17 protein-coding genes and 2 pseudogenes are annotated in these 18,288 nt (G+C 72.1%); 7 read left to right on the top strand and 12 right to left on the bottom strand.

The genetic code is table 11. The features are described from left to right. Positions 1-13: 13 nt before the first annotated feature. Both ACGFSA_RS18475 and ACGFSA_RS18470 read right to left on the bottom strand, forming a co-directional pair. On the bottom strand, positions 14-2,095 hold the full coding sequence (locus tag ACGFSA_RS18475; RefSeq protein ID WP_393305486.1) for an alkaline phosphatase family protein: 2,082 nt from the start codon (positions 2,093-2,095) through the stop codon (positions 14-16). Positions 2,096-2,232: 137 nt separating this feature from the next. Next, the gene (locus tag ACGFSA_RS18470; protein WP_393305410.1) at positions 2,233-2,637 is read right to left on the bottom strand and encodes a hypothetical protein; all 405 of its coding nucleotides are present in this window, start codon (positions 2,635-2,637) and stop codon (positions 2,233-2,235) included. Positions 2,638-2,885: 248 nt separating this feature from the next. Between ACGFSA_RS18470 and ACGFSA_RS18465 the strand changes: the two genes are divergently transcribed. Next, a complete protein-coding gene (locus ACGFSA_RS18465; protein ID WP_393305408.1) occupies positions 2,886-3,668 on the top strand; it encodes an MBL fold metallo-hydrolase in 783 nt (260 codons plus the stop codon). Next, positions 3,665-4,285 (top strand): DedA family protein, encoded by a 621-nt coding sequence (locus tag ACGFSA_RS18460; protein ID WP_393305406.1) that lies wholly within the window; start codon positions 3,665-3,667, stop codon positions 4,283-4,285. Before ACGFSA_RS18465 ends, ACGFSA_RS18460 begins: the two co-directional genes overlap by 4 nt. Here ACGFSA_RS18460 and ACGFSA_RS18455 read toward each other — a convergent pair. Together ACGFSA_RS18455 and ACGFSA_RS18450 are read right to left on the bottom strand one after the other, a co-directional pair. Next, on the bottom strand, positions 4,275-5,390 hold the full coding sequence (locus tag ACGFSA_RS18455) for an MBL fold metallo-hydrolase (RefSeq protein ID WP_393305404.1): 1,116 nt from the start codon (positions 5,388-5,390) through the stop codon (positions 4,275-4,277). The genes ACGFSA_RS18460 and ACGFSA_RS18455 overlap by 11 nt on opposite strands. 101 nt (positions 5,391-5,491) lie before the next feature. After that, a complete protein-coding gene (locus ACGFSA_RS18450; RefSeq protein ID WP_393305402.1) occupies positions 5,492-6,760 on the bottom strand; it encodes an aminotransferase class I/II-fold pyridoxal phosphate-dependent enzyme in 1,269 nt (422 codons plus the stop codon). 328 nt (positions 6,761-7,088) lie between these two features. On the opposite strand from ACGFSA_RS18450, the gene ACGFSA_RS18445 reads away from it, so the two are divergent. Continuing rightward, positions 7,089-7,898 (top strand): class I SAM-dependent methyltransferase, encoded by an 810-nt coding sequence (locus tag ACGFSA_RS18445; RefSeq protein WP_393305400.1) that lies wholly within the window; start codon positions 7,089-7,091, stop codon positions 7,896-7,898. Positions 7,899-7,980: 82 nt separating this feature from the next. Next, a complete protein-coding gene (locus ACGFSA_RS18440) occupies positions 7,981-8,334 on the top strand; it encodes a VOC family protein (RefSeq protein WP_393305398.1) in 354 nt (117 codons plus the stop codon). A gap of 27 nt (positions 8,335-8,361) precedes the next feature. Here ACGFSA_RS18440 and ACGFSA_RS18435 read toward each other — a convergent pair whose 3' ends face one another. From ACGFSA_RS18435 to ACGFSA_RS18425, 3 genes and pseudogenes are all read right to left on the bottom strand, one after another. Then, positions 8,362-8,904, bottom strand: a complete 543-nt coding sequence (locus ACGFSA_RS18435) for an AAA family ATPase (protein ID WP_393305396.1) — start codon at positions 8,902-8,904, stop codon at positions 8,362-8,364. Positions 8,905-8,932: 28 nt separating this feature from the next. Beyond that, the gene (locus ACGFSA_RS18430) at positions 8,933-10,903 is read right to left on the bottom strand and encodes a DUF5107 domain-containing protein (RefSeq protein WP_393305394.1); all 1,971 of its coding nucleotides are present in this window, start codon (positions 10,901-10,903) and stop codon (positions 8,933-8,935) included. Between the two features lie 195 nt (positions 10,904-11,098). Then, positions 11,099-11,261: pseudogene (locus tag ACGFSA_RS18425) on the bottom strand (arginase family protein); the annotation flags it as partial. A gap of 66 nt (positions 11,262-11,327) precedes the next feature. Here ACGFSA_RS18425 and ACGFSA_RS18420 point away from each other — a divergent pair. Further along, positions 11,328-11,681 (top strand): DUF6204 family protein, encoded by a 354-nt coding sequence (locus ACGFSA_RS18420; RefSeq protein WP_393305392.1) that lies wholly within the window; start codon positions 11,328-11,330, stop codon positions 11,679-11,681. 138 nt (positions 11,682-11,819) lie between these two features. On the opposite strand, the gene ACGFSA_RS18415 is transcribed toward ACGFSA_RS18420, so the two are convergent. The 3 genes from ACGFSA_RS18415 to ACGFSA_RS18405 form a co-directional block, all read right to left on the bottom strand. Next, entirely contained in the window at positions 11,820-12,722 is a 903-nt protein-coding gene (locus ACGFSA_RS18415) for a hypothetical protein (RefSeq protein WP_393305390.1), read from the bottom strand. A 125-nt stretch (positions 12,723-12,847) separates the two neighbouring features. Then, positions 12,848-13,306 (bottom strand): hypothetical protein, encoded by a 459-nt coding sequence (locus ACGFSA_RS18410; protein ID WP_393305388.1) that lies wholly within the window; start codon positions 13,304-13,306, stop codon positions 12,848-12,850. Positions 13,307-13,459: 153 nt separating this feature from the next. Next, positions 13,460-14,434, bottom strand: coding sequence for a cation diffusion facilitator family transporter (locus ACGFSA_RS18405; RefSeq protein WP_393305484.1), 975 nt, complete (start codon positions 14,432-14,434; stop codon positions 13,460-13,462). 188 nt (positions 14,435-14,622) lie between these two features. Between ACGFSA_RS18405 and ACGFSA_RS18400 the strand changes: the two genes are divergently transcribed. Further along, on the top strand, positions 14,623-14,982 hold the full coding sequence (locus ACGFSA_RS18400; protein WP_266979516.1) for a metalloregulator ArsR/SmtB family transcription factor: 360 nt from the start codon (positions 14,623-14,625) through the stop codon (positions 14,980-14,982). A 220-nt stretch (positions 14,983-15,202) separates the two neighbouring features. Here ACGFSA_RS18400 and ACGFSA_RS18395 read toward each other — a convergent pair whose 3' ends face one another. Both ACGFSA_RS18395 and ACGFSA_RS18390 read right to left on the bottom strand, forming a co-directional pair. Continuing rightward, complete coding sequence (locus ACGFSA_RS18395; protein WP_393305496.1) at positions 15,203-15,520, bottom strand: hypothetical protein; 318 nt, start codon at positions 15,518-15,520, stop codon at positions 15,203-15,205. Positions 15,521-15,633: 113 nt separating this feature from the next. Continuing rightward, positions 15,634-16,125, bottom strand: a pseudogene (locus ACGFSA_RS18390) (MFS transporter); the annotation flags it as partial. Positions 16,126-16,714: 589 nt separating this feature from the next. On the opposite strand from ACGFSA_RS18390, the gene ACGFSA_RS18385 reads away from it, so the two are divergent. After that, positions 16,715-18,265, top strand: coding sequence for an esterase (locus tag ACGFSA_RS18385; RefSeq protein WP_393305385.1), 1,551 nt, complete (start codon positions 16,715-16,717; stop codon positions 18,263-18,265). The last annotated feature ends 23 nt before the right edge of the window (positions 18,266-18,288 follow it).

Here is an 18,288-nt window from a genome sequence, read left to right as displayed (position 1 = left end):
CTGACAATGCTCCTCAGCCGGCCGCCGCCGTCCCGTCCGCCCCGCCGGAATCAGCGGCGTCGTCCGGAGTCAGTGGTACCTGCGGTCCGGAACACTCCTGCAGCCAGCGCCGCAGCACCTCGTGCACCTGCTCGGCCCCCACCAGCTCCGCACCGTCCGCACCCGGCCCCGCCGATATGCGGGAGGTCACCGGCTCCGACATGGTGCGCGGGTGGAGCAGGAACGGCCGGGACTGCTCACCTCCCAGCCCGCCGTGGGAGCCGATCTGTTCCTCGAAGGCGTGCACACAGCCCGTGGTGGGGTCGTACATCGAGTTGACCATCACATCGGCGACATGCGGGAAGGTGTCGGTGCGCCGCACCGCGTCCGCCGCGCCCGGGCCGAACGGCTCCAGCACGCCTTCCCCGTCCGCCAGTTCCGACACCGGTGTCTGTGCGCCGCCACGCCCCAGCACCACCGATCCGTGCAGTTCGCTGCGGACCAGCAGGAAGCCGATGCCGGGGTGGTTGGCGAGGGTGCTCAGCAGCGCGGGATGGCGGCGGTCGAGCTGTTCGCGGCTCGCGCGCCCGTCGATGTCGGGGAAGGAGATCAGGCCGAGATTGCCGGAGGCGAGGACGACCGGGTCGGACGGGGTCGCGGCGAGTTCCGCCTCGCCTTCCTCGACGGGCCGGTGCAGGGCGATCCGTACCGCGTCCCGCGCCTCCGAGCCGCTCTTCGTACGCTGCGCCCGCCGGGGCACGGGCAGCCCGCAGCCCGCCCGCACCAGGTCCTTGAGCGTCAGCCCGTACGCCCCGGCGAAGGTCTCCCCCGGGCTCTGTCCGTGGTCGGAGAGCAGCACGATCCGGTAACGGCGAGGGGTGTGTTCGGCGACCTTGACGATCAGGGCGAGGGAACGGTCCAGGCGCGCGAGGACCTTGTCCGCGTCGCGGCTGTGGGGCCCGGAGTGGTGCGCCACTTCGTCGTACGCGACGAGGTCGGCGTAGACGGCGGTGCGTCCGGCGAACATGTCCCCCATGAGCGCCGCGACCACCACGTCACGCTCGACGACGGTCGCGAAGGCACGGATGAAGGGGTAGAGCCCGCCGCGCTTGATCCGGGGTCCGTCCTTCCGGATCCACGCCCGGGTCGACTGGCCGATCTCCCGGCCGACCTCGGCGACGAACGACAGGGCGGTACGGACGGCGTTGGCCGGGTCGGAGAAGTACGCGAAGTAACCGGCCCGGGAGCGGCGCCCCTTGCCACGCCGGGCAGCCATCGACAGGACGAGGGCGAGCTGGTCGGCGCCACCGCTGAAGAGGTTTCCGCGGCTGGCGCCGTCGAGGGTGAGCAGCCCGCCGTCACGGGTGCGCACGATGGCGCGGCGCTGCAGTTCGAGGGCGCTCGCGGGTCTGCTGGAGACCATGACGTCGCCGGTCTCCTTCTCGTACCAGCGGAAGGCGGGGATGTCGAAGTTGCTGCCGTGCAGGATGCCCAGCTGGCTGGCGCCGGTCTGGCTGGACCAGTCGGTGCGCCACGGGGTGAGCCGGTGGCCCGACCCATCGGCGAGCCAGTGCGCGACGGTGGGCATCAGACCGCCCGCGGCGGCCCGCGCGAGGACATCGTGGCCGACGCCGTCGAGCTGGATGAAGACCGTGCCCGGCGGTCCGCTGCGGCCGCCGTCACCGCCGCTGCGACGGCGGCGCCGGTCGGCGAGGCGGGAGAGCCTGCGGCGGTAGGCGTTGTCGTCGCGGACGGCGAGTGCGGTGGAGGTCGCGGAGGCGACGGCGGACATCACGGCGGCGACGACGACCGCGGTCTCCGGGTTGGCTGCGCCGCGCCCGTCCGGTATGAGTCGCAGGGCGACGAGCAGCAGCGAGCCGTTGAGGAAGAAGACCAGCATCCCGAGGACGAAGGCGGGCACGATGAGCAGGGCCCGCACGAGGACCGGCCAGACCAGCGCGGAGAGCAGACCGAACGCGCCGGCGCCCCAGGCGGCGGTGAACGCGATCTTGGTGAAGCTGTCGCCGTTGTCCGACTGGAGCTGGAAATCGGGCAGAATCCCGGCGAGCACCAGCATGGTGAGGGTCGAGACGCCCCACACCACGATCACTCGCATCAGGGCGCTTCCGGCCGTACGCCATCGCCCGTCAACCACGCCGTTCCCACCTCACACGTCCGGGCCCTGCCGTTCCGGACCCCGCCCCAGCCTTTCACAGCAGGTTCGCACGGCACGGAGCCCGGGACGGGCGACGGTCAGCAGCCGTCGTATCCGGCGGTCGGCATGGAGAGCCTGCGGTGCACGCTCGCCTTCGTACGGGAGCTGTACGAAGGCTCGTCGTAACCGGCGAACTCCAGGCGTACGCCTCGCCGCTCGCACTCCGCGGCGAACTCCGGCACCGAGGTGAGTGCCCGGGCGAGCACCCGGTCGTTGGGCGCCACGAAGAGTTGGACATCGCCGTCGTCGACATCCGCCCACAGAGCGTGGTGGTCGGGGCGCAGCCCGTAGAACCGCAACTGCCGCGTGACGACATAGCCCTTGTCCGCGGCCCAGCGGGCGCACATGGCGTGCTGGCTGCGCGTGTCCACCAGGAACGGGTCGCTGTCGAGCTCCTCAAGCGGCGTGAGACTGGCGATGGCCGCCACCCGTACGTCCTCCATGGGCGTTCCCCCCGTGCTAGGCGTAAGGGCGACCCTACCCCTCCGACTCCCGTACAAAAAGGCACATGTCAGGGCGGGAGAAGTACGTGCCGGCACACACATGCGCCCCCGGCGCCGGGCGGCAGCGGGGGCGCTGACGGACTGAGGGAGCCTCTCCGGTCCAGCGGCCGGACGCATCCTCCCCCACCCGCTCCGGCACTACGCTCAAGGGACCGGAACAGCGAGCCACGAAGGACGGGAGACAGACGGTGCCGGTGGAAGTCACCTGGTGGGGTCATGCCACCTGCACCATCGAGGACTCCGGAGTCCGCGTCCTGACCGACCCCCTCTTCGTACGCCGCTTCGCGCATCTGCGCCGTCGCCGGGGTGCGCTCCCGGGCCCCGAGGCCACCGTCGCGGACGTCGTCCTCGTCTCCCATCTGCACTCCGACCACCTGCATCTGCCGTCGCTGGCCCGTCTCGCCCCCGGCACCCGGCTGATCGTGCCGGTGGGCGCCGTCCGTTCCGTACCGGGGCTGCGGACGCTGCGCCGCGTGCGCGGGCTGCGGATCACCGAGGTGGCTGCGGGGGACGAGGTGCGCGTCGGTGAGCTACTGGTGCGGGCCGTCCCCGCGCAGCACGACGGCCGGCGGCTCCCGGTGGGTCCGCACCGCTCCCCCGCCCTGGGCTATGTCGTCGAGGGCGAGGCCCGCACGTACTTCGCCGGGGACACCGGGCTGTTCGACGGCATGGCGGAGGCGGTCGGCCCGGTGGATGTGGCGCTGCTGCCGGTCGGCGGCTGGGGCCCGTATCTCGACCGCACGCATCTGGACGCGGGCCGCGCCGCGCAGGCGCTGGCCCGGCTGGTGCCGCGCTCGGCCGTGCCGGTGCACTACGGCACGTACTGGCCGATCGGAATGGACGGGGTCCGGCCGCACGAGTTCCACTCACCGGGTGACGAGTTCGTCCGGAAGGCGGCGCTGCTGGCGCCGGACGTGGCGGTGCACCGGCTGAACCACGGCGAGCATGTGCGGCCGGAGGCCGCCAGGTGATCCCGGAGGTCGTGGGGCAGTTGCCCCCTGAGTCGACGCAGCAGGCCGTCGGCTATCCGTCCCTGTTTCTGCTGGTGGCGCTGGGTGCATTGGTGCCGGTGGTGCCGACTGGGGCGCTGGTGAGTTCGGCGGCCGTGGTGGCGTTCCACCAGACGGACCCGTTCGCGCTGCTGGTGGTGTTCGGGGTGGCGTCGGCGGCGGCGTTCCTCGGGGACATCTGTCTGTACTGGCTGGGGCAGCGCGGGGTGCGGTCGAAGAACGGCTCGAAGTGGCTGAGGGCGATCAGTGCCCGGGCGGCGCCGGAGCGGCTTGCGCAGGCGCAGCAGAAGCTGGACGAGCACGGCGCGGTGGTGCTGGTGCTGTCGCGGCTGGTGCCGGCCGGGCGGATTCCGGTGATGCTGGCGTGTCTGCTGGGGCGCATGCCGCTGCGGAGGTTCGCGCGGGGGGACATACCGGCCTGTCTGGCGTGGGCGGCGACGTATCAGCTGATCGGCATTCTGGGCGGTTCGCTGTTCCCGGAGCCGTGGCAGGGCGTGGTCGTGGCGGTCGGTCTGACGCTGCTGATCAGTGGTTCTCCCGCGGTGTGGCGCAGGATGCGGGCCCGGTTCAGCCACTGACGCCCCGGGGCGCCCGGGGGGTGTGCGGGGTGCGGTGCTTCTGCGGGGTGCGGGGTGTCTGCGGGGCATGGCTCCCGTCCAGCAGCCGGGAGCCACCGATCGGCAGGTCCCACAGGTGTTCGCGCGGATGTCCGGCGCGCTGCCAGGCGGTACGGAGCCGGATGAGCGGTTCGAGTACGGGCTCCGCGGAGAGCAGGAACGTCGCCCAGTGCATCGGCGCCATCGCGCGGGCGCCGAGATCCTCGTACGCCTGCACGGCCTCTTCCGGGTCGGTGTGCACGTCGCCGAGCCACCAGCGCGGTTCGTAGGCCCCGATCGGCAGCAGGGCCAGATCGATCCCGGGGTGGCGGCGGCCGATCTCCGTGAACCAGTGCCCGTAGCCGCTGTCCCCGGCGAAATAGACCCGCGGCCCGTCGCCGCCGTCGATGGCGCTGACGACCCAGCCGCCCCACAGGGAGCGGCAGGTGTCGGTGAGGGTCCGCTTGGACCAGTGATGGGAGGGCACGAAGTCGAAACGGACGCCGCGCAGCACCGCCGACTCCCACCAGTCGAGCTCGGTGACGCAGGAGAAGCCGCGGCGACGGCACCACTGGCCGAGCCCGGCGGGGACGAACAGCGGGGTGTCGCGCGGCAGCCTGCGCAGGGTGGGGGCGTCGAGATGGTCGTAGTGGTTGTGGCTGATGACGACCGCGTCGACGGGCGGCAGGTCCTCCCAGCGGACACCGATGGGCGTGATCCTGGCGGGTGTGCCGAGGATGCGGCGGGACCAGACGGGGTCGGTGAGGATGGTCAGCCCGCCGGTGCGGATGATCCAGCTGGCATGCCCGGCCCAGGTGACGGAGGTCGTGCCCGCGTCGGTGGCGGGCAGCGGTTCGGGGGCGTACGGCAGCCGGTGGATGCCGCGCAGCCCCTCCGCGTTGGGCCGCATGGCGCGCTCACGGGCCAATCTGTGCATGCCCCTGACACCCGGGAGCGGGGCGGTGAGCCGGTCGGCGAAGCCGGCGGGCCAGACCCGCACCTCACCGAGGGGGCGCGGCGGGACGATCTCGCCGAGGGGGGCCGAAGGCGCGGCCCCGGCATCGGAGCGCTCGGTCTGTTCCGTCATCGAAGGACTCCCGTCCCGGAAGGCGTCGTCGGTACGTCAGCGCCCACGTATGCCAGTGCGTCGTCGGCAGACCGGCGCGTACGTCATCGGAGTTCGGTTCCTCATCGGAGTTCGTCGAGGGCTGTTCCGAAAATGCTCAGCGCTCGGGCGACATGCGGCAATTTCAGGGGCTCCACCGCAGTGAGGGACTCCATCTGCTGCTCCGGGGTTGATCCGAGCAGCGGTCCGGTGCCCAGCCGCACCCGCAGCGCGCCCAGTTCGTCCCCGAAGCGGTGGCCGCCGGGGGTGGGCGCGCCGAGGCGTTCGGTGAGGTACTCCTCCAGTTCCAGGGAGTCCGTGACACCGCGGGTGGCCAGCCGGGCCCGGAGCGGCCCCAGGTCGGCGTAGAGGTGGCGGCCCGCCTGCGGGGGCCGGGCCAGCGCGCCCGAGGCGAGCACCGCCCGGTGGGCAGCGGCGGCGACCTGCGCCTGCAGCGCGGCGGCCCGGCGGACCCGGGCTGTGACGGCCTCCGGTTCGGTCAGCGCGTGGGCGGCCGCGGCGGCGACCGGGCCTGCGACGAGGGCGCCCAGGGCGGTGAGGATGTCGAGGGTACGGGCGTGCCGCACCGCCGCCCGTTCGGTGTCCGGGAATCTGGCGACCGCGACCGGCCAGGCGGACGGGGTCAGTGCCCCGGCCAGATCGCAGACGACGGTGACGTCGTCGGGGCACATCTCGGCGGGGCTGAGCAGGACCGTGTCGTGGGGGCGGTGGAGGGTGTCGCGCCAGGTCTCGTCGCTGACGATGTGCATCCCCTCGGCGACGGCTGCCTCGCACGCCTCGCGGACGAGTTCCGGTGGGGCGACGGTGGCGGTCGGGTCGTCGACGACGGAGATCAGCAACAGCCGGGGCCGGCCGCCTTCGGCACGCACCCTTCGTACGGTCTCCAGCAGTGCGTACGGGTCGGGCACGCCGCCGCACTCGGCCGGGGTCGGCACATGGTAGGCGGGCCGGCCGAGCAGCCGGGCCTGCGGGATCCAGGTGGCGGGACAGGGGCGCGGCGTGAGGACATCGCCTCCGTGCGCGGCGATCAGGGCGAGCAGCAGCGGCGAGGCGCCTGGGGCGGCGGCGATGCACTCCGGTCCACCGCGCAGCCCGCGCCGGGTCCAGTAGGCGGCGGCCGCCTCGCGCAGGGGTTCGCCGCCGCCGGTCGGTTCGGGCTCGCTGCGCCCGGCTGCCGCGGCGACCACACGGGCCAGCTCGGGCAGCACGGGCAGCCCCGGATCTGGGGCGGGCGGCCCGTAGCGTACGGGCCCCCGATCCTCCCGAGGGGTCCACGGGGCACGCCCGGCATCCCCTCCCGGCCCGGCCCGCTCGGTCCGCTCCCGCGCCATCCCGGGTCTCCTTCGCCGCCGCTCCGTCACCCTGTCCGGCTCCGGCTCGCCCTGCCTGGTGCCGTCTCGCTCCCAGGGCCCTTTATACGGAGGTTTGAGCGACACCGCCCGGCAGAGTCGCCCGTGCGCCGCCCCGGCATCCCCTGTCCCACATCCGGCAGCACCAGCAGCGAACCGGACAGCGGATGCGGCAAGCTGCCCGATGCCTCTGTGAGCCATCACCATTGTTCCAAATATCAAGACGCCTATCTCACCATCCGACATCTCCGCGTACGGTGGGCGCATCGCTCAGCGCTTCGCATCACGCTCCGGGAGAGGACGCACAGCCATGCCGAAGGAGACCGCCGTCTACACCCACGGCCACCATGAATCGGTGCTGCGCTCGCACCGCTGGCGTACTGCCGCCAACTCCGCGGCCTATCTGATCGGCGAACTCCGGCCCGGCATGGCGGTGCTGGACGTCGGTTGCGGTCCCGGCACCATCACCGCGGATCTGGCGGCACTGGTCGCCCCCGGCAGGGTGACCGCCGTCGACACCACCCGCGAGATCCTGGACCAGGCCGCCGAGGTCGCCGACGAACGCGGCCTGGACAACGTCGAGTTCACCACCGCCGATGTACACTCCCTCGACTTCCCCGACGACTCCTTCGATGTCGTGCACGCCCACCAGGTGCTGCAGCACGTGGGCGACCCGGTCCAAGCACTGCGCGAGATGAGGCGGGTCTGCCGCCCCGGCGGCATCGTCGCGGCCCGCGACAGCGACTACGCGGCGATGGCCTGGTACCCGGACATGCCCGCCATGGACGCGTGGCAGGAGCTGTACGGACGAGTGGCCCGCGCCAACGGCGGCGAGCCGGACGCGGGCCGGCGACTGCTTTCCTGGGCCCGGCAGGCCGGCTTCACCGACATCACCCCGTCAGCCGCCACCTGGTGTTACGCCACGCCGGAGAACCGCGCCTGGTGGAGCGGCCTGTGGGCGGACCGCACGGTCGCCTCGGTGTACGCGAAGCTGGCCGTGGACGGCGGCCACGCGACCGCCGAACAGCTGACCGACATCGCGGCGGCCTGGCGCACCTGGGGCGAACAGGACGACGCATGGTTCATGGTCCCGCACGGCGAGGTGCTCTGCCGCGCCTGACACCGGCTGGTGCCGGAGGGGCACCGGGACCGGCGGGTGGAATCGATCACATGGGTCCGGCCCGCCAACTACCCTGTTCCGCATGGAAATTCTGGGAACCACGCTGCGTATCTGCGTCGATGACCTGGAGGCCGCGGTGGCCTTCTACGAGGACCTCACGGCCAGTTCGGCGCTGCGCTTCGAGCGCGGCGGGGTCTCGGTCGCCGCGATCAGCTGCTTTCTGCTGATGAGCGGCCCCGAGTCGGAGCTCGAGATCCTGCGCAAGGTGACGGCGACGATCGCGGTGAAGAATGTCGACGACGCCCACGAGGCCCTCGTCCGGGTCGGCGCCCGGATCGTCGCGGGCCCGGTGCCGACTCCGGTCGGCCGGAACCTGATCGCCGTCCATCCGGACGGCTCGGTCTTCGAGTACGTCGACCGGAACCTGCCCGTCTGACCCGGCAGGTTCCGGTCGCGGAGCCCCCTACTGCGACTCCGCGCCCACGTGCGTCAGCACCTCGTCCGCCAGGTCGCGCGTGGGCCGCTCACCGTCCAGGAGCACCGTCCCGGCCCGCAGCGTGTCGACCGCGGACACGCACTGCGCGATCTGCGCCTTGCACCACCGCCGGGCGGCCTCGTCGCGTACGGGGTCGTCCGGGGAGACGACCCGGGCATCGAGTCGTCGCTCCAGGACATCGACGGGCACCTCGAGGAAGAAGTGATGGACCGTCACCCCAGCTGCTTCCAGGGCTTCGAAGATCTCGTCCGCGTACTGCGGATCGACGACGGTCATCGGGGCCAGGACGGGCCGCCCGTACTCCTCGACCAGCCCGATGGCCATCGAGGCAACCTGCCTTCGCCACAGCGGCAGATGCTGGAAGTTGCCCCTCGGCACCTCCACGATGTCCCGCAGGACGTAACCGATCCGCTCGGGATCGTAGACGAGGGCCTCGGGCCACCGCCGGTGCAGTTCGGCCACCAGTGTGGTCTTGCCGCTGCCGAACGCCCCGTTCACCCAGATGATCACGCGCCGCTCCTCTCCTCGGTGCGCCCGGTCAACTCTTCGGACGCATCCGGTAGTTGTACACATCGGGCAGTGGCTCGTCGGTGAGCGCGGACCACACCTCGTCCAGGATCTCCGCCCCCTCCCGCAGGTCCGCGACCTCGAAGCCCTCGTCGAAGACGGCACGGGCGGCAGCGCGATCTCCCTCGGCCAGCAGGAGTCGGGCCTCCAGCAGGCGGAACCGGCCGCGCTGCTGGATCGCCGGGCGCAGTCCGGTCCAGACCGTCCGGGCGTCCTCGGTCCGCCCGGCCGCCAGCAGCGCCTCGATCGCCTCGCGGCCGACAGCGGTGGTGGCTGCCGTCCAGACATCGCCGTCGTCCCGGCGCTCCGCGCACAGGTCACCGAACGCCTCGGTGTAGAGGTCTGCGGCCCGGTCGCGCTGGCCGCCCTCCTGGGCGGCGACGGCCAGACAGCGCAGCAGCGGCCAGCGGGACGGAGCGAGGGCGAGACCGCGTTCCCAGCTGCGGACCGCCTGGGCGCGGTCGCCGGCGTGCCACTGGGCGACGCCGAGGTGGTACTCGGTGAGGGGTTCGGCGGCTGCCGTCTCCAGCATGTCGCGCCAGTGCGTGGAGACCAGCGACGGTCCTGGCGGCGCCACGCGTCGCGGTTCGGGGAAGCCGCCCCGGTCGAGCAGGTGCAGCCAGGGCGCCTGCTGCTCGCCCAGGGTGGACTCGGTGAACGGCGTGCCGGGGAACTTGTGTCCGGCGCGCCGGACTTCGAGGGCACCCCAGCCTGAGCCGGTGGCGAGGGACTCGCCGGGCTCTGTGTCGGCGTACGGGCGCCAGGCCGCGTACGCGGCATCGACGTCGGCCCGCGGCAGCGCCTCGGCCAGCCGTTGTTCGGTCTCGGCGCGGGCCGCGGTCCAGTCGTCGCCGTGCACGACCCGGGGGTCCGCGGACAGCGGACCATAAGACTCCAGCCAGCTGAACTCGGCGCCGGGTTCGAGCGGGATGTGTTCCAGCTGGGTGCGGGCCAGTCCGGCCTGGATCTCCGCGTAGCCGACGGTGCCGGGTTCGGTGAGCCACTGCTGCCAGCGGCGTCCGCCGGGCCCGTTGCCCCAGACGAAGAGCTTGCGGCCGCGCAGCAGGTCGGTGGAGGTCTGGACGAGGCCCTGGCCCTCGGCGTCGAGGGAGGCGATCCAGCGGCGGGCGCCGTCGGGCACTTCGTAGAAGTAGTCGGCGGGGAACTCGCTGAGCAGTGGGTACGTACGGTCGACGGAACCGGTCTCCGGGACGGGGACCCGGGTCAGTGTCCGTTCGTAACCGAAGTGCCAGGCCTCGTCGGCAGGGGCCAGGACCCGGGTGCGTTCGCCTTCCGGGACGGCGATGTTGGACCACCAGTAGACGGGCGCGGTGTGCTCGTGCGGGTTGCGTATCCGTACGCCGACATGGAGGAAGTCGGAGTCCTCCGGCAGCCACAGATCCACCTGGAACGGAAGGTCGCGCAGCCGCTCCCACTCCCAGAGCCGGACCATCTCGCCGCCGTCGGGGGCAGGGACACGGGCGGCATGCACCGGGGCGCAGGACAGCGTGGTGTGCCCCGTGGCGCCGATGTTCCACTCGATGCCGCCGGAGAACCAGGCGCCGTTGAGCGCGAAGTCGGCGGGCTGCAGGACGGGGTTGGTGTAGAGCAGTTCGCGGCCGGTCGGCTTGTGGTGGAGGGAGTGGATCCGGCCGCCGAGCCCGGGCAGGACGGTGGCCCGCAGCCGGTCGTTCTCGATGATGATCGCGTCCAGGCCGGTGGGCGTGCGCTCGCGCCCGTACCCGTCGAGGATGCGGACCGGCAGGACGGTGCCCAGCGGCTCGTAGCCGATCTGCCGTGCCATGTCACGCGGCAGTCCTGCGCGGGCCCGGTCGTCGACGACATGCATCTCGTCGAGCGGCCGCAGCGCCGGAAGCGGGTTCTCCGGGCCCAGCGGTGCGGCGGGCAGAGTCAGTACGGCACGTCGTACGGTCGTGGCCAAGGCAACCTCGCTCCCTCGCGCGGGCCGCCGCAGGTCCGGGCGCCCCCCGATGACCATGGAACACGCTGGAGGCCGCCCCGGCCAGGGGCGCAGCCGTCAGACTTCGACAAAAGCCGCCACCAGCAGGCCGGCGAGCAGTGCTCCGGCGGTGCCGTCGGGGTCGGGATCGGGGTCGTACACCGTGACGCCGACGCGACGCGGCGAGCGGACGACGCCGCCCTCCAGGCGCCCCGAGCCTCTGTACGATCCGCTGCTCGCGCAGTGCACCGGCCGGCTGGTAGCAGCCGGGGACAGTGCCGGGAGCGGGCGGCCGCAGTCCGAAGTCGGACGGGACGTCGACGACGGCAATATTCCGCACGCCGTTCATCCTCGCCGTCGTAGCCTTGATCCTCGACGACTCATGCGATGAAAGCGGCAGGACACGATGAGCACGCAGCACACCTACCGAGTGATCGTGCGCGGCACCTTCGAGGGCCTCACCGACGAGGCGCGCGCCCGACTGCTGGCCGAGGTCGAGCAGCACGGCCTGGCGGCGATGCAGTTCACCGAGGAGGGTTCACTCACCTACGACGCGGTGCTCAAGCACTTCAGCTTCCGGTACGTGGTCGTGTCGGACGCCGACGACGGCGAGGAGATGGCGTCGGCGATCGCCGAGGACCGGGCGGAGACAGCGCTGAAGGAGTACGGCTACGGCTTCCGTGAACTGCGCTCCACCGCCACGGACATGGACACCATGAAGATCAATTACAAGGGGCGGCGCGCGGCGAACTCGGCGTGACGCCGCATCGAGAGCTGCCGGCCCCTTCATTCCACTGCGCGACCTTCGACCGGCCGGATTCCTGACGAGGGGCGCCGCCTCCCGGGATACTGCTGACGAATGCGCAACAGCATCCGCGCGGGCGGCGCCCCTCCGGGTTCAGCCCACGGGCAGGGTCAGGGCAGCGGTGTGGAGCTTGCCGCCGGTCCGGAACTGCAGGAACAGCCGCCAGTTGCCCGAGGTGGGCAGTTCGGCGTGGAAAGCCAGGTCGGGGCCACCGTGGTCACCGTTCACCTTGGTGGTCGGGTGAAGGTGGGCGAATGCGGCGTCGCCCTCGTGGAAGGCGGTCAGGTGGGCGTAGGTGTCCAGGTAGGGCTGCAGATCGGTGACCGGCTCGCCGTCCTTGGACACGGTGACGGTCAGCGGGTGCGCCATGCCGGCCATCGGCTCGCCCTTGACGGTGACGGTGTACGCGTCGGTCTCCGTGCTGCCGGCCCCTGCGGGCAGCGGGGTCTTCGTGGTTGTCCCGGGGACGGTGACGCTGCGGCTCAGGACGAAGTCCTTGCCCTTCCCCGCGCCGGTGTCCGGGGTGAAGGAGGCGAACATGCGCCAGGAGCCGGGGGCGAGGGAGGTGAGGTCGGCGGTCCAGGTGCCGTCGGCGGCCATGACCGGGTGGATGTGCTGGAAGCCGGTCAGGTCCGAGCGGATGGCGTAGAAGTGCATCCGCTTGGTCTGGTCCACGGCGAAGTCGGTGACCGGCTTGCCGTCCGGGCCGTTGACCGTGAACCGGTACGCGGCCCGTTCACCGGGAGGCAGTGTGGCGTCGTGGGAGGTGAGTCGGTAGCCGTCCTTGTTGTCGGACAGGCCGTTGTCGGCGGCCATGTGGTCCATGCCGGGCATGTCACTCATCGAAGGCGACGCGCTGTGCGAAGGGGAAACCGAGGCCTTCGCGCCGTGGTCCATGCCGGGCATGGACGAGGAGTCGCCGGAGGAGCCGCACGCGGCCAGGGTCAGCGCGAGGGCCGCTGCGGTGCCGGCCGCCGCGCCTGCGCGGCGACGCATGGTGAAACGGGAAGAGGCGAACATGAGAGGGGTCTTTCCGGGTGGGCGCACCACGCCGGTGGCGCGCGGGAAGGGCAGGACACGGGGCCGGCCCGGTCGGTGACCGGGGTTCGGCGCGGTGCCTGTCACGTCCGCGCGACGCACACCTGGATGAGGAGATCCCGCCCGCCCGCCGGCGGCCCGCGCCGCCGTGTCCAGCCGGTGGCCGCCCGCAATCCCGCCGGGAACCATGCGGCCGGCAGTGCGACGGCGGCGGACAGGCCGGCCGTCGGCAGCGGGTTCCGCTCGTGCGCGGGGGTGGAGACGCACTGCACCCCGTGCATCCCCGAACCGTCACCGGCCCGGGCGGCCTGAGCACTCTGTGCGGTGGTCGGCAGCGCCGCTGAGGTCATCGTCGGAGCGGCGTGGCCGTCGTGCATGGGTCCGGTGACAGCGTGCATGGGTACGGTGACAGAGGGCATCGCACCGTGACAGCCCTCGGCGGCGGTGGCCGGCGCGCCGTGCATGAGGAACAGGCCGAGCAGGACGGCACAGACCGCGATGAGCCGGGCGATGCCCCGCTCGCTCGGTTGTCCGATGCCCACTGCAGCTCCCTTCCTCCGCGTTGCCGCGCGCCTGTGGTCGCCGACCCGTACGAGCATACCCCTGCCGGGTACCCGGGGCCCCTCGGCCGTCGGATGCGGGCGATGAGTGCATACCGTTCGTCGCCGACCGGCCCGCCCCACGTGATGCCGAGGTCAGGTGGCGAAGTGGTGGGCGAGGGCGGCGTGGGGGTCGCCGTGGTCGGCGGTGTGGTCGGTGTGCACGGTGGCGCCGACCATGCGGGGGACGGCATGGATGAGGGCGTGCTCGGCTGTGACGGCCAGGGCGTGGGCCTGGACCACGGTGAGCTGCGGGTCGACGACGATGTCAGCCTCGGCGCGCAACGCATGGCCGATCCACCGCATGCGGACCTGCCCGATGTCGCGCACTCCGTCCACGGCGCGCAAAGCGGTTTCGGCGGTGTCGACCAGGGCGGGGTCGACGGAGTCCATCAACCGGCGGTAGACCTCGCGGGCGGCTTCCCTCAGCACCATGAGGATCGCGACGGTGATGAGCAGCCCGACGATCGGGTCGGCGGCCCGCCACCCGAGTGCCGCGCCGCCGGCGCCGAGGAGGACGGCGAGCGAGGTGAAGCCGTCGGTGCGGGCGTGCAGTCCGTCGGCGACGAGGGCGGCGGAGCCGATCGCACGGCCGGTGCGGATGCGGTAGCGGGCCACCCATTCGTTTCCGATGAAGCCGACCACCGCGGCGGCGGCGACCGCCCACAGGTGGGTGATGTCGCGTGGCCTGAGAAGCCGGTCGACCGCCTCGTACGCAGCCAGGGCGGAGGATGCGGCGATGGTGAGCACGATGGCGACGCCGGCCAGGTCCTCGGCGCGTCCGTAACCGTAGGTGTAGCGGCGGTTCGCCGCACGGCGGCCCAGAACGAACGCGATGCCCAGAGGGATGGCGGTCAATGCGTCGGCGGCGTTGTGGATGGTGTCGCCCAGCAGTGCGACCGACCCCGACAGCAGGACGACGACCATCTGGATCACCGTGGTCGCCCCCAGGATGCCCAGGGACAGCCACAGGGTGCGCATCCCCTCCCTGGAGGTCTCCATCGCCGAGTCGACCTTGTCCATGACCTCGTGACGGTGCGGCGTGACCACATGGGAGACCTGGTGCCGCACCCGCGACCAGCGCGAGCCGTCGCGCTCGTGGCTCCGCAGGTATCCGTGGTCGTGCGCGTCCTCGTGACTGTGGTCATGCCCGCGCCCGGCACCCGGTTCGGCGTGACCATGGTGATGCTGGCTCACAGCGCGCTCGCTTTCGTCAGGCGGCGGGGTGGACGGAGATCCCACCCGCCTATTATGTGCGTATGAATGCACGCATGCATCTATCACCTGCGCAGGGTTCGCAGCCGCGAGAGGTGGGCACTGAGCATTTCCTCGTCGCGGCCGAGGTCCTGGGCCTTCTGGCGGACCGCACCCGTCTGGCGCTGCTGCATGTCCTGGCAGCGAACGAGGCGGACGTCACCTCACTGGCGGAGGCCGTAGGAGCGGCCCGGCCGGCGGTCAGCCAGCATCTCGCCCGGTTGCGCATGTCCGGGCTGGTGACGACCCGCAAGGAGGGCCGGCGAGTGATCTACACGCTGCCCGACGGGCATCTGCGACGTGTGGTGGCCGAAGCCCTGGAGCTGGCCGATCACCGGCTGACCGGGCGTGCGCCCCACGCGTGAGAGCCTGTCGGGTGACCTTCGATCGGAGAGCGGACGCGGCGTGGTGCGTGCGATTCCAAGGCGCCGGGATGGCCTCGTAGCGGAGCTACTAGGGCATTTCGGCAACGCCGGAAGCGTGCGTGCCACGCCGTGACCGCCCGATCAGAGGTCGCCCGACAGGCTCTGAGGCGCACACCCGGCCAGGGGCTCGCTGATCCACTCCCTGTCGCGGGGGAGGCCGTCAGGCCGCCGCCGGCGCCGGGACAGCGGTGGCAGGGTTGAGATGGCCGGTGCGGCGCAGTGCGATCAGGGCCGCCGCGCAACCACCGCCCACGGCGGCCAGCGCCGCCCAGGGCAGCCACGGTGCGCCCAGGCGGGCGGCGAGGTCGAACAGGCCTCCCACGCCCAGGTTCCCTGCGGCCACCGCGATCCCGGAGACGGTGCTGTACGCGCCGTAGTACGTGGCGACCAACCGCTCGCCGGACAGCCGGACCAGGGTGTCCATCTCGAACGGGTACAGCAGAGCCGAGCCGGCGGCCAGCAGGCACGCGCACAGCACCAGGCCGGTCGTCCCACCCCCGCCGACAGGCCGTCGGCCCGATGGTGGGGGCCGGGCAGCAGAGGCAGGGCGAGGTAGGTGTGGAAGGCCAGGAGGTATGAGCCGGCCATCGCGGCGGAGAACGGAACGAAGGGCCGGTTGGTGGCGATGGTCTGCCAGTCCGCGGCGATACCGCGCAGCCCGCCCGGGCGCTCGGCGTCGACGGCCGGGCTGCACGGGGGCAGGGCGCGGGCCTGCACGACGGCGAGCAGTGCGAAGACCGCGGCCGCGACCGTACACACGAGGCGGAAGTCCCAGGCGAGCAGGGCAAGGCCCACGAGGGGGCCGAGCAGGATGCCGGCCTGGTAGAAGACGTTGAAGGCGGCGAATGCCTCCACTCGGCGCTCGCCCGCTCCGGCGGCGAGGTAGGCGCGGACGGCAGGGTTGAACAGGGCCCCGGCGAGCCCGATGGCGGCGGACGCGATGACGAGCGCCGGGAGGGTGTCGGCGAGGACCAGCAGGGCGAATGCGCCGGTGCGCAGGACGCAGCCGGTGAGGAAATGCCACGTTCGTGAGACTGAGCGGCTGTGCCATCGACCTGAGACAGCAGAAAAACCGCTGGTCAACGGTCACGGGCCGTGCCACGAGCCGCGAGACCCTACACGGGGACGGTCCAGGAAGCGCCGGAAGGGAGAACCGGCCTCAGAGCCTGTCGGGCGACCTCTGATCGGGCGGTCACGGCGTGGCACGCACGCTTCCGGCGTTGCCGAAATGCCCTAGTAGCTCCGCTACGAGGCCATCCCGGCGCCTTGGAATCGCACGCACCACGCCGCGTCCGCTCTCCGATCGAAGGTCACCCGACAGGCTCTCAGGGCCGGGACGCTACCGGGCCACCACCCGTACTCCGATCCTCACGCTGACGCCCCACACCCGCATCCCGGGACCACACCGGTCAGAGGACCATCGCCCCGTCGGCCCCCGAACCGCGGGGCGGCAACCTGGGTCCGACACGAGACGCGGCACCCAGGACCACTTCGACCATGCGCCCCCCGGACCGCAGCGTCGGGATCTTCTTCGGAAATCCGGGCACATTCTGCGTACAACCCTTGTGGCCCATGCGCTGTCAAACACGGCGATGGACAAGGAACGGGCCCTTTCCGGACACTCCCCGTGCCCCCGAGCAAGCCCGGCCCTTCGTGAGCCAAGGAGCCGCTCATGCGCAAGCACCGCTCGGCCGCCGTTGCCGCGGCATCGTTTCTCCTCGTGGCGGGGGCGGCCATCGCCGCTGCCCCGTCCGCGTACGCCGGCACTCCCGGCAGCACCCACGCCAACGACCGCAACACCGACTTCAACGGCGACGGCTACGACGACGTGCTCGTCGGCGCTCCCGGTGCGGCCGTCGGTGGGCACAAGGGCGCGGGCATGGTCACCGTGCAGTACGGCGGACCCAAGGGCATGGGCACCTCCAACGCCAGGGCCTTCAGCCAGAACACCTCGGGTGTGGCCGGCGCCGCCGAGGCCGGTGACGGCTTCGGCAAGACCCTGGCCACCGGCGACCTTGACAGCGACGGCTACGACGACGCGATCGTCGGCATCCCCGGCGAGGACATCGGCACCGTCTCCAACGCGGGCGGCGTCGTCGTCCTCTGGGGCACGTCGAAGGGGCTCAGCGGGTCGGTGAGCAACTGGCTGCAGGCCGAAGAGCCCACCGCGGGCGGCAGGTTCGGCGCCTCGCTCGCAGCGGCCCGGTTCTCCGACACCACCCCGGGCGATCTACTGGCGGTCATGGACTCGGTCGGACTGACCACGTACCAGTTCGAGCCGGCCACCGAGCCCAGCACGAAGCGTGTCGGCCCGCAGACGCGGCAGCCCGTACTGAAGTCGCGTACGACGCTCTCCTCGCCGTCGAAGAAGGCGCGCACCGGGTCCGCCGCCGCTGAGGCGCCGGGCATCCGGCCCGCGTCGATGACGACCGGCGACTACGACAACAACGGCTACGCCGACCTGGTCGTCTCCGGAACCAGCGTCGGTGGCGAGCCGGGGCACGGCTGGTCGTACATCCTCCCCGGCACCGCCTCCAACGACGAGCCGCTGCCGGTCACCGCGGTACGCGGCGGCCCGGTCGTCGCCTCCGGCGACATCAACGGCGACGGATACGACGACCTGGCCACCGGCGAGCCGCACAGCCCGGACGACGGCGGCGCGAGCATGACCGGCGGCGTGGTCGGCGTCTACTACGGCAGCGCGGCCGGCCCCGCGGGCCGGGAGGGCCCTGGCACCCCGCCCGTCTGGTGGACCCAGAACTCTCCCGGCGTACCGGGATCGAACGAGCGGGGCGACGGCTTCGGCACCGACCTCTCCATCGGCGACACGAACAAGGACGGATTCGCGGACCTGGCGGTCGGCATCTCCGGCGAGGACGTCGGCAGCGTCGCGGACGCGGGCGCCTTCACGGTGCTGCGCGGCTCGGCCCGGGGGCTGACCGCCACCGGCGCGCTGTCGGTGACACAGGGAACCGCGAAGGTCCCGGGCGCAGTGGAGAAGGGCGACAAGTTCGGCGGCCAGGTCTCCTTCACCGACCCCAACGACGACGGACGCTTCGGTCTGCTCGTCTCGGCGCCCGGTGAGAACACGAACGACGGCTACGTCTGGGTCTTCTCCGCGGGCACCGGCGGCTTGACAACCTCCGGCTCATGGAGCTATGGGGCGAGCGCTTTCGGCGGTCCGTCCCTGGACGCGCTGTACGGGGCGGCGATCGACGACTGACACGACGCGGGCGGCCGCTCGTA

It is taken from the genome of Streptomyces sp. NPDC048496 (assembly GCF_043200055.1).
In the GTDB taxonomy this organism is placed as follows: domain Bacteria; phylum Actinomycetota; class Actinomycetes; order Streptomycetales; family Streptomycetaceae; genus Streptomyces.
Note: the sequence above shows the minus strand (reverse complement) of the source record. Positions and strands in the feature narration are given on the sequence as shown.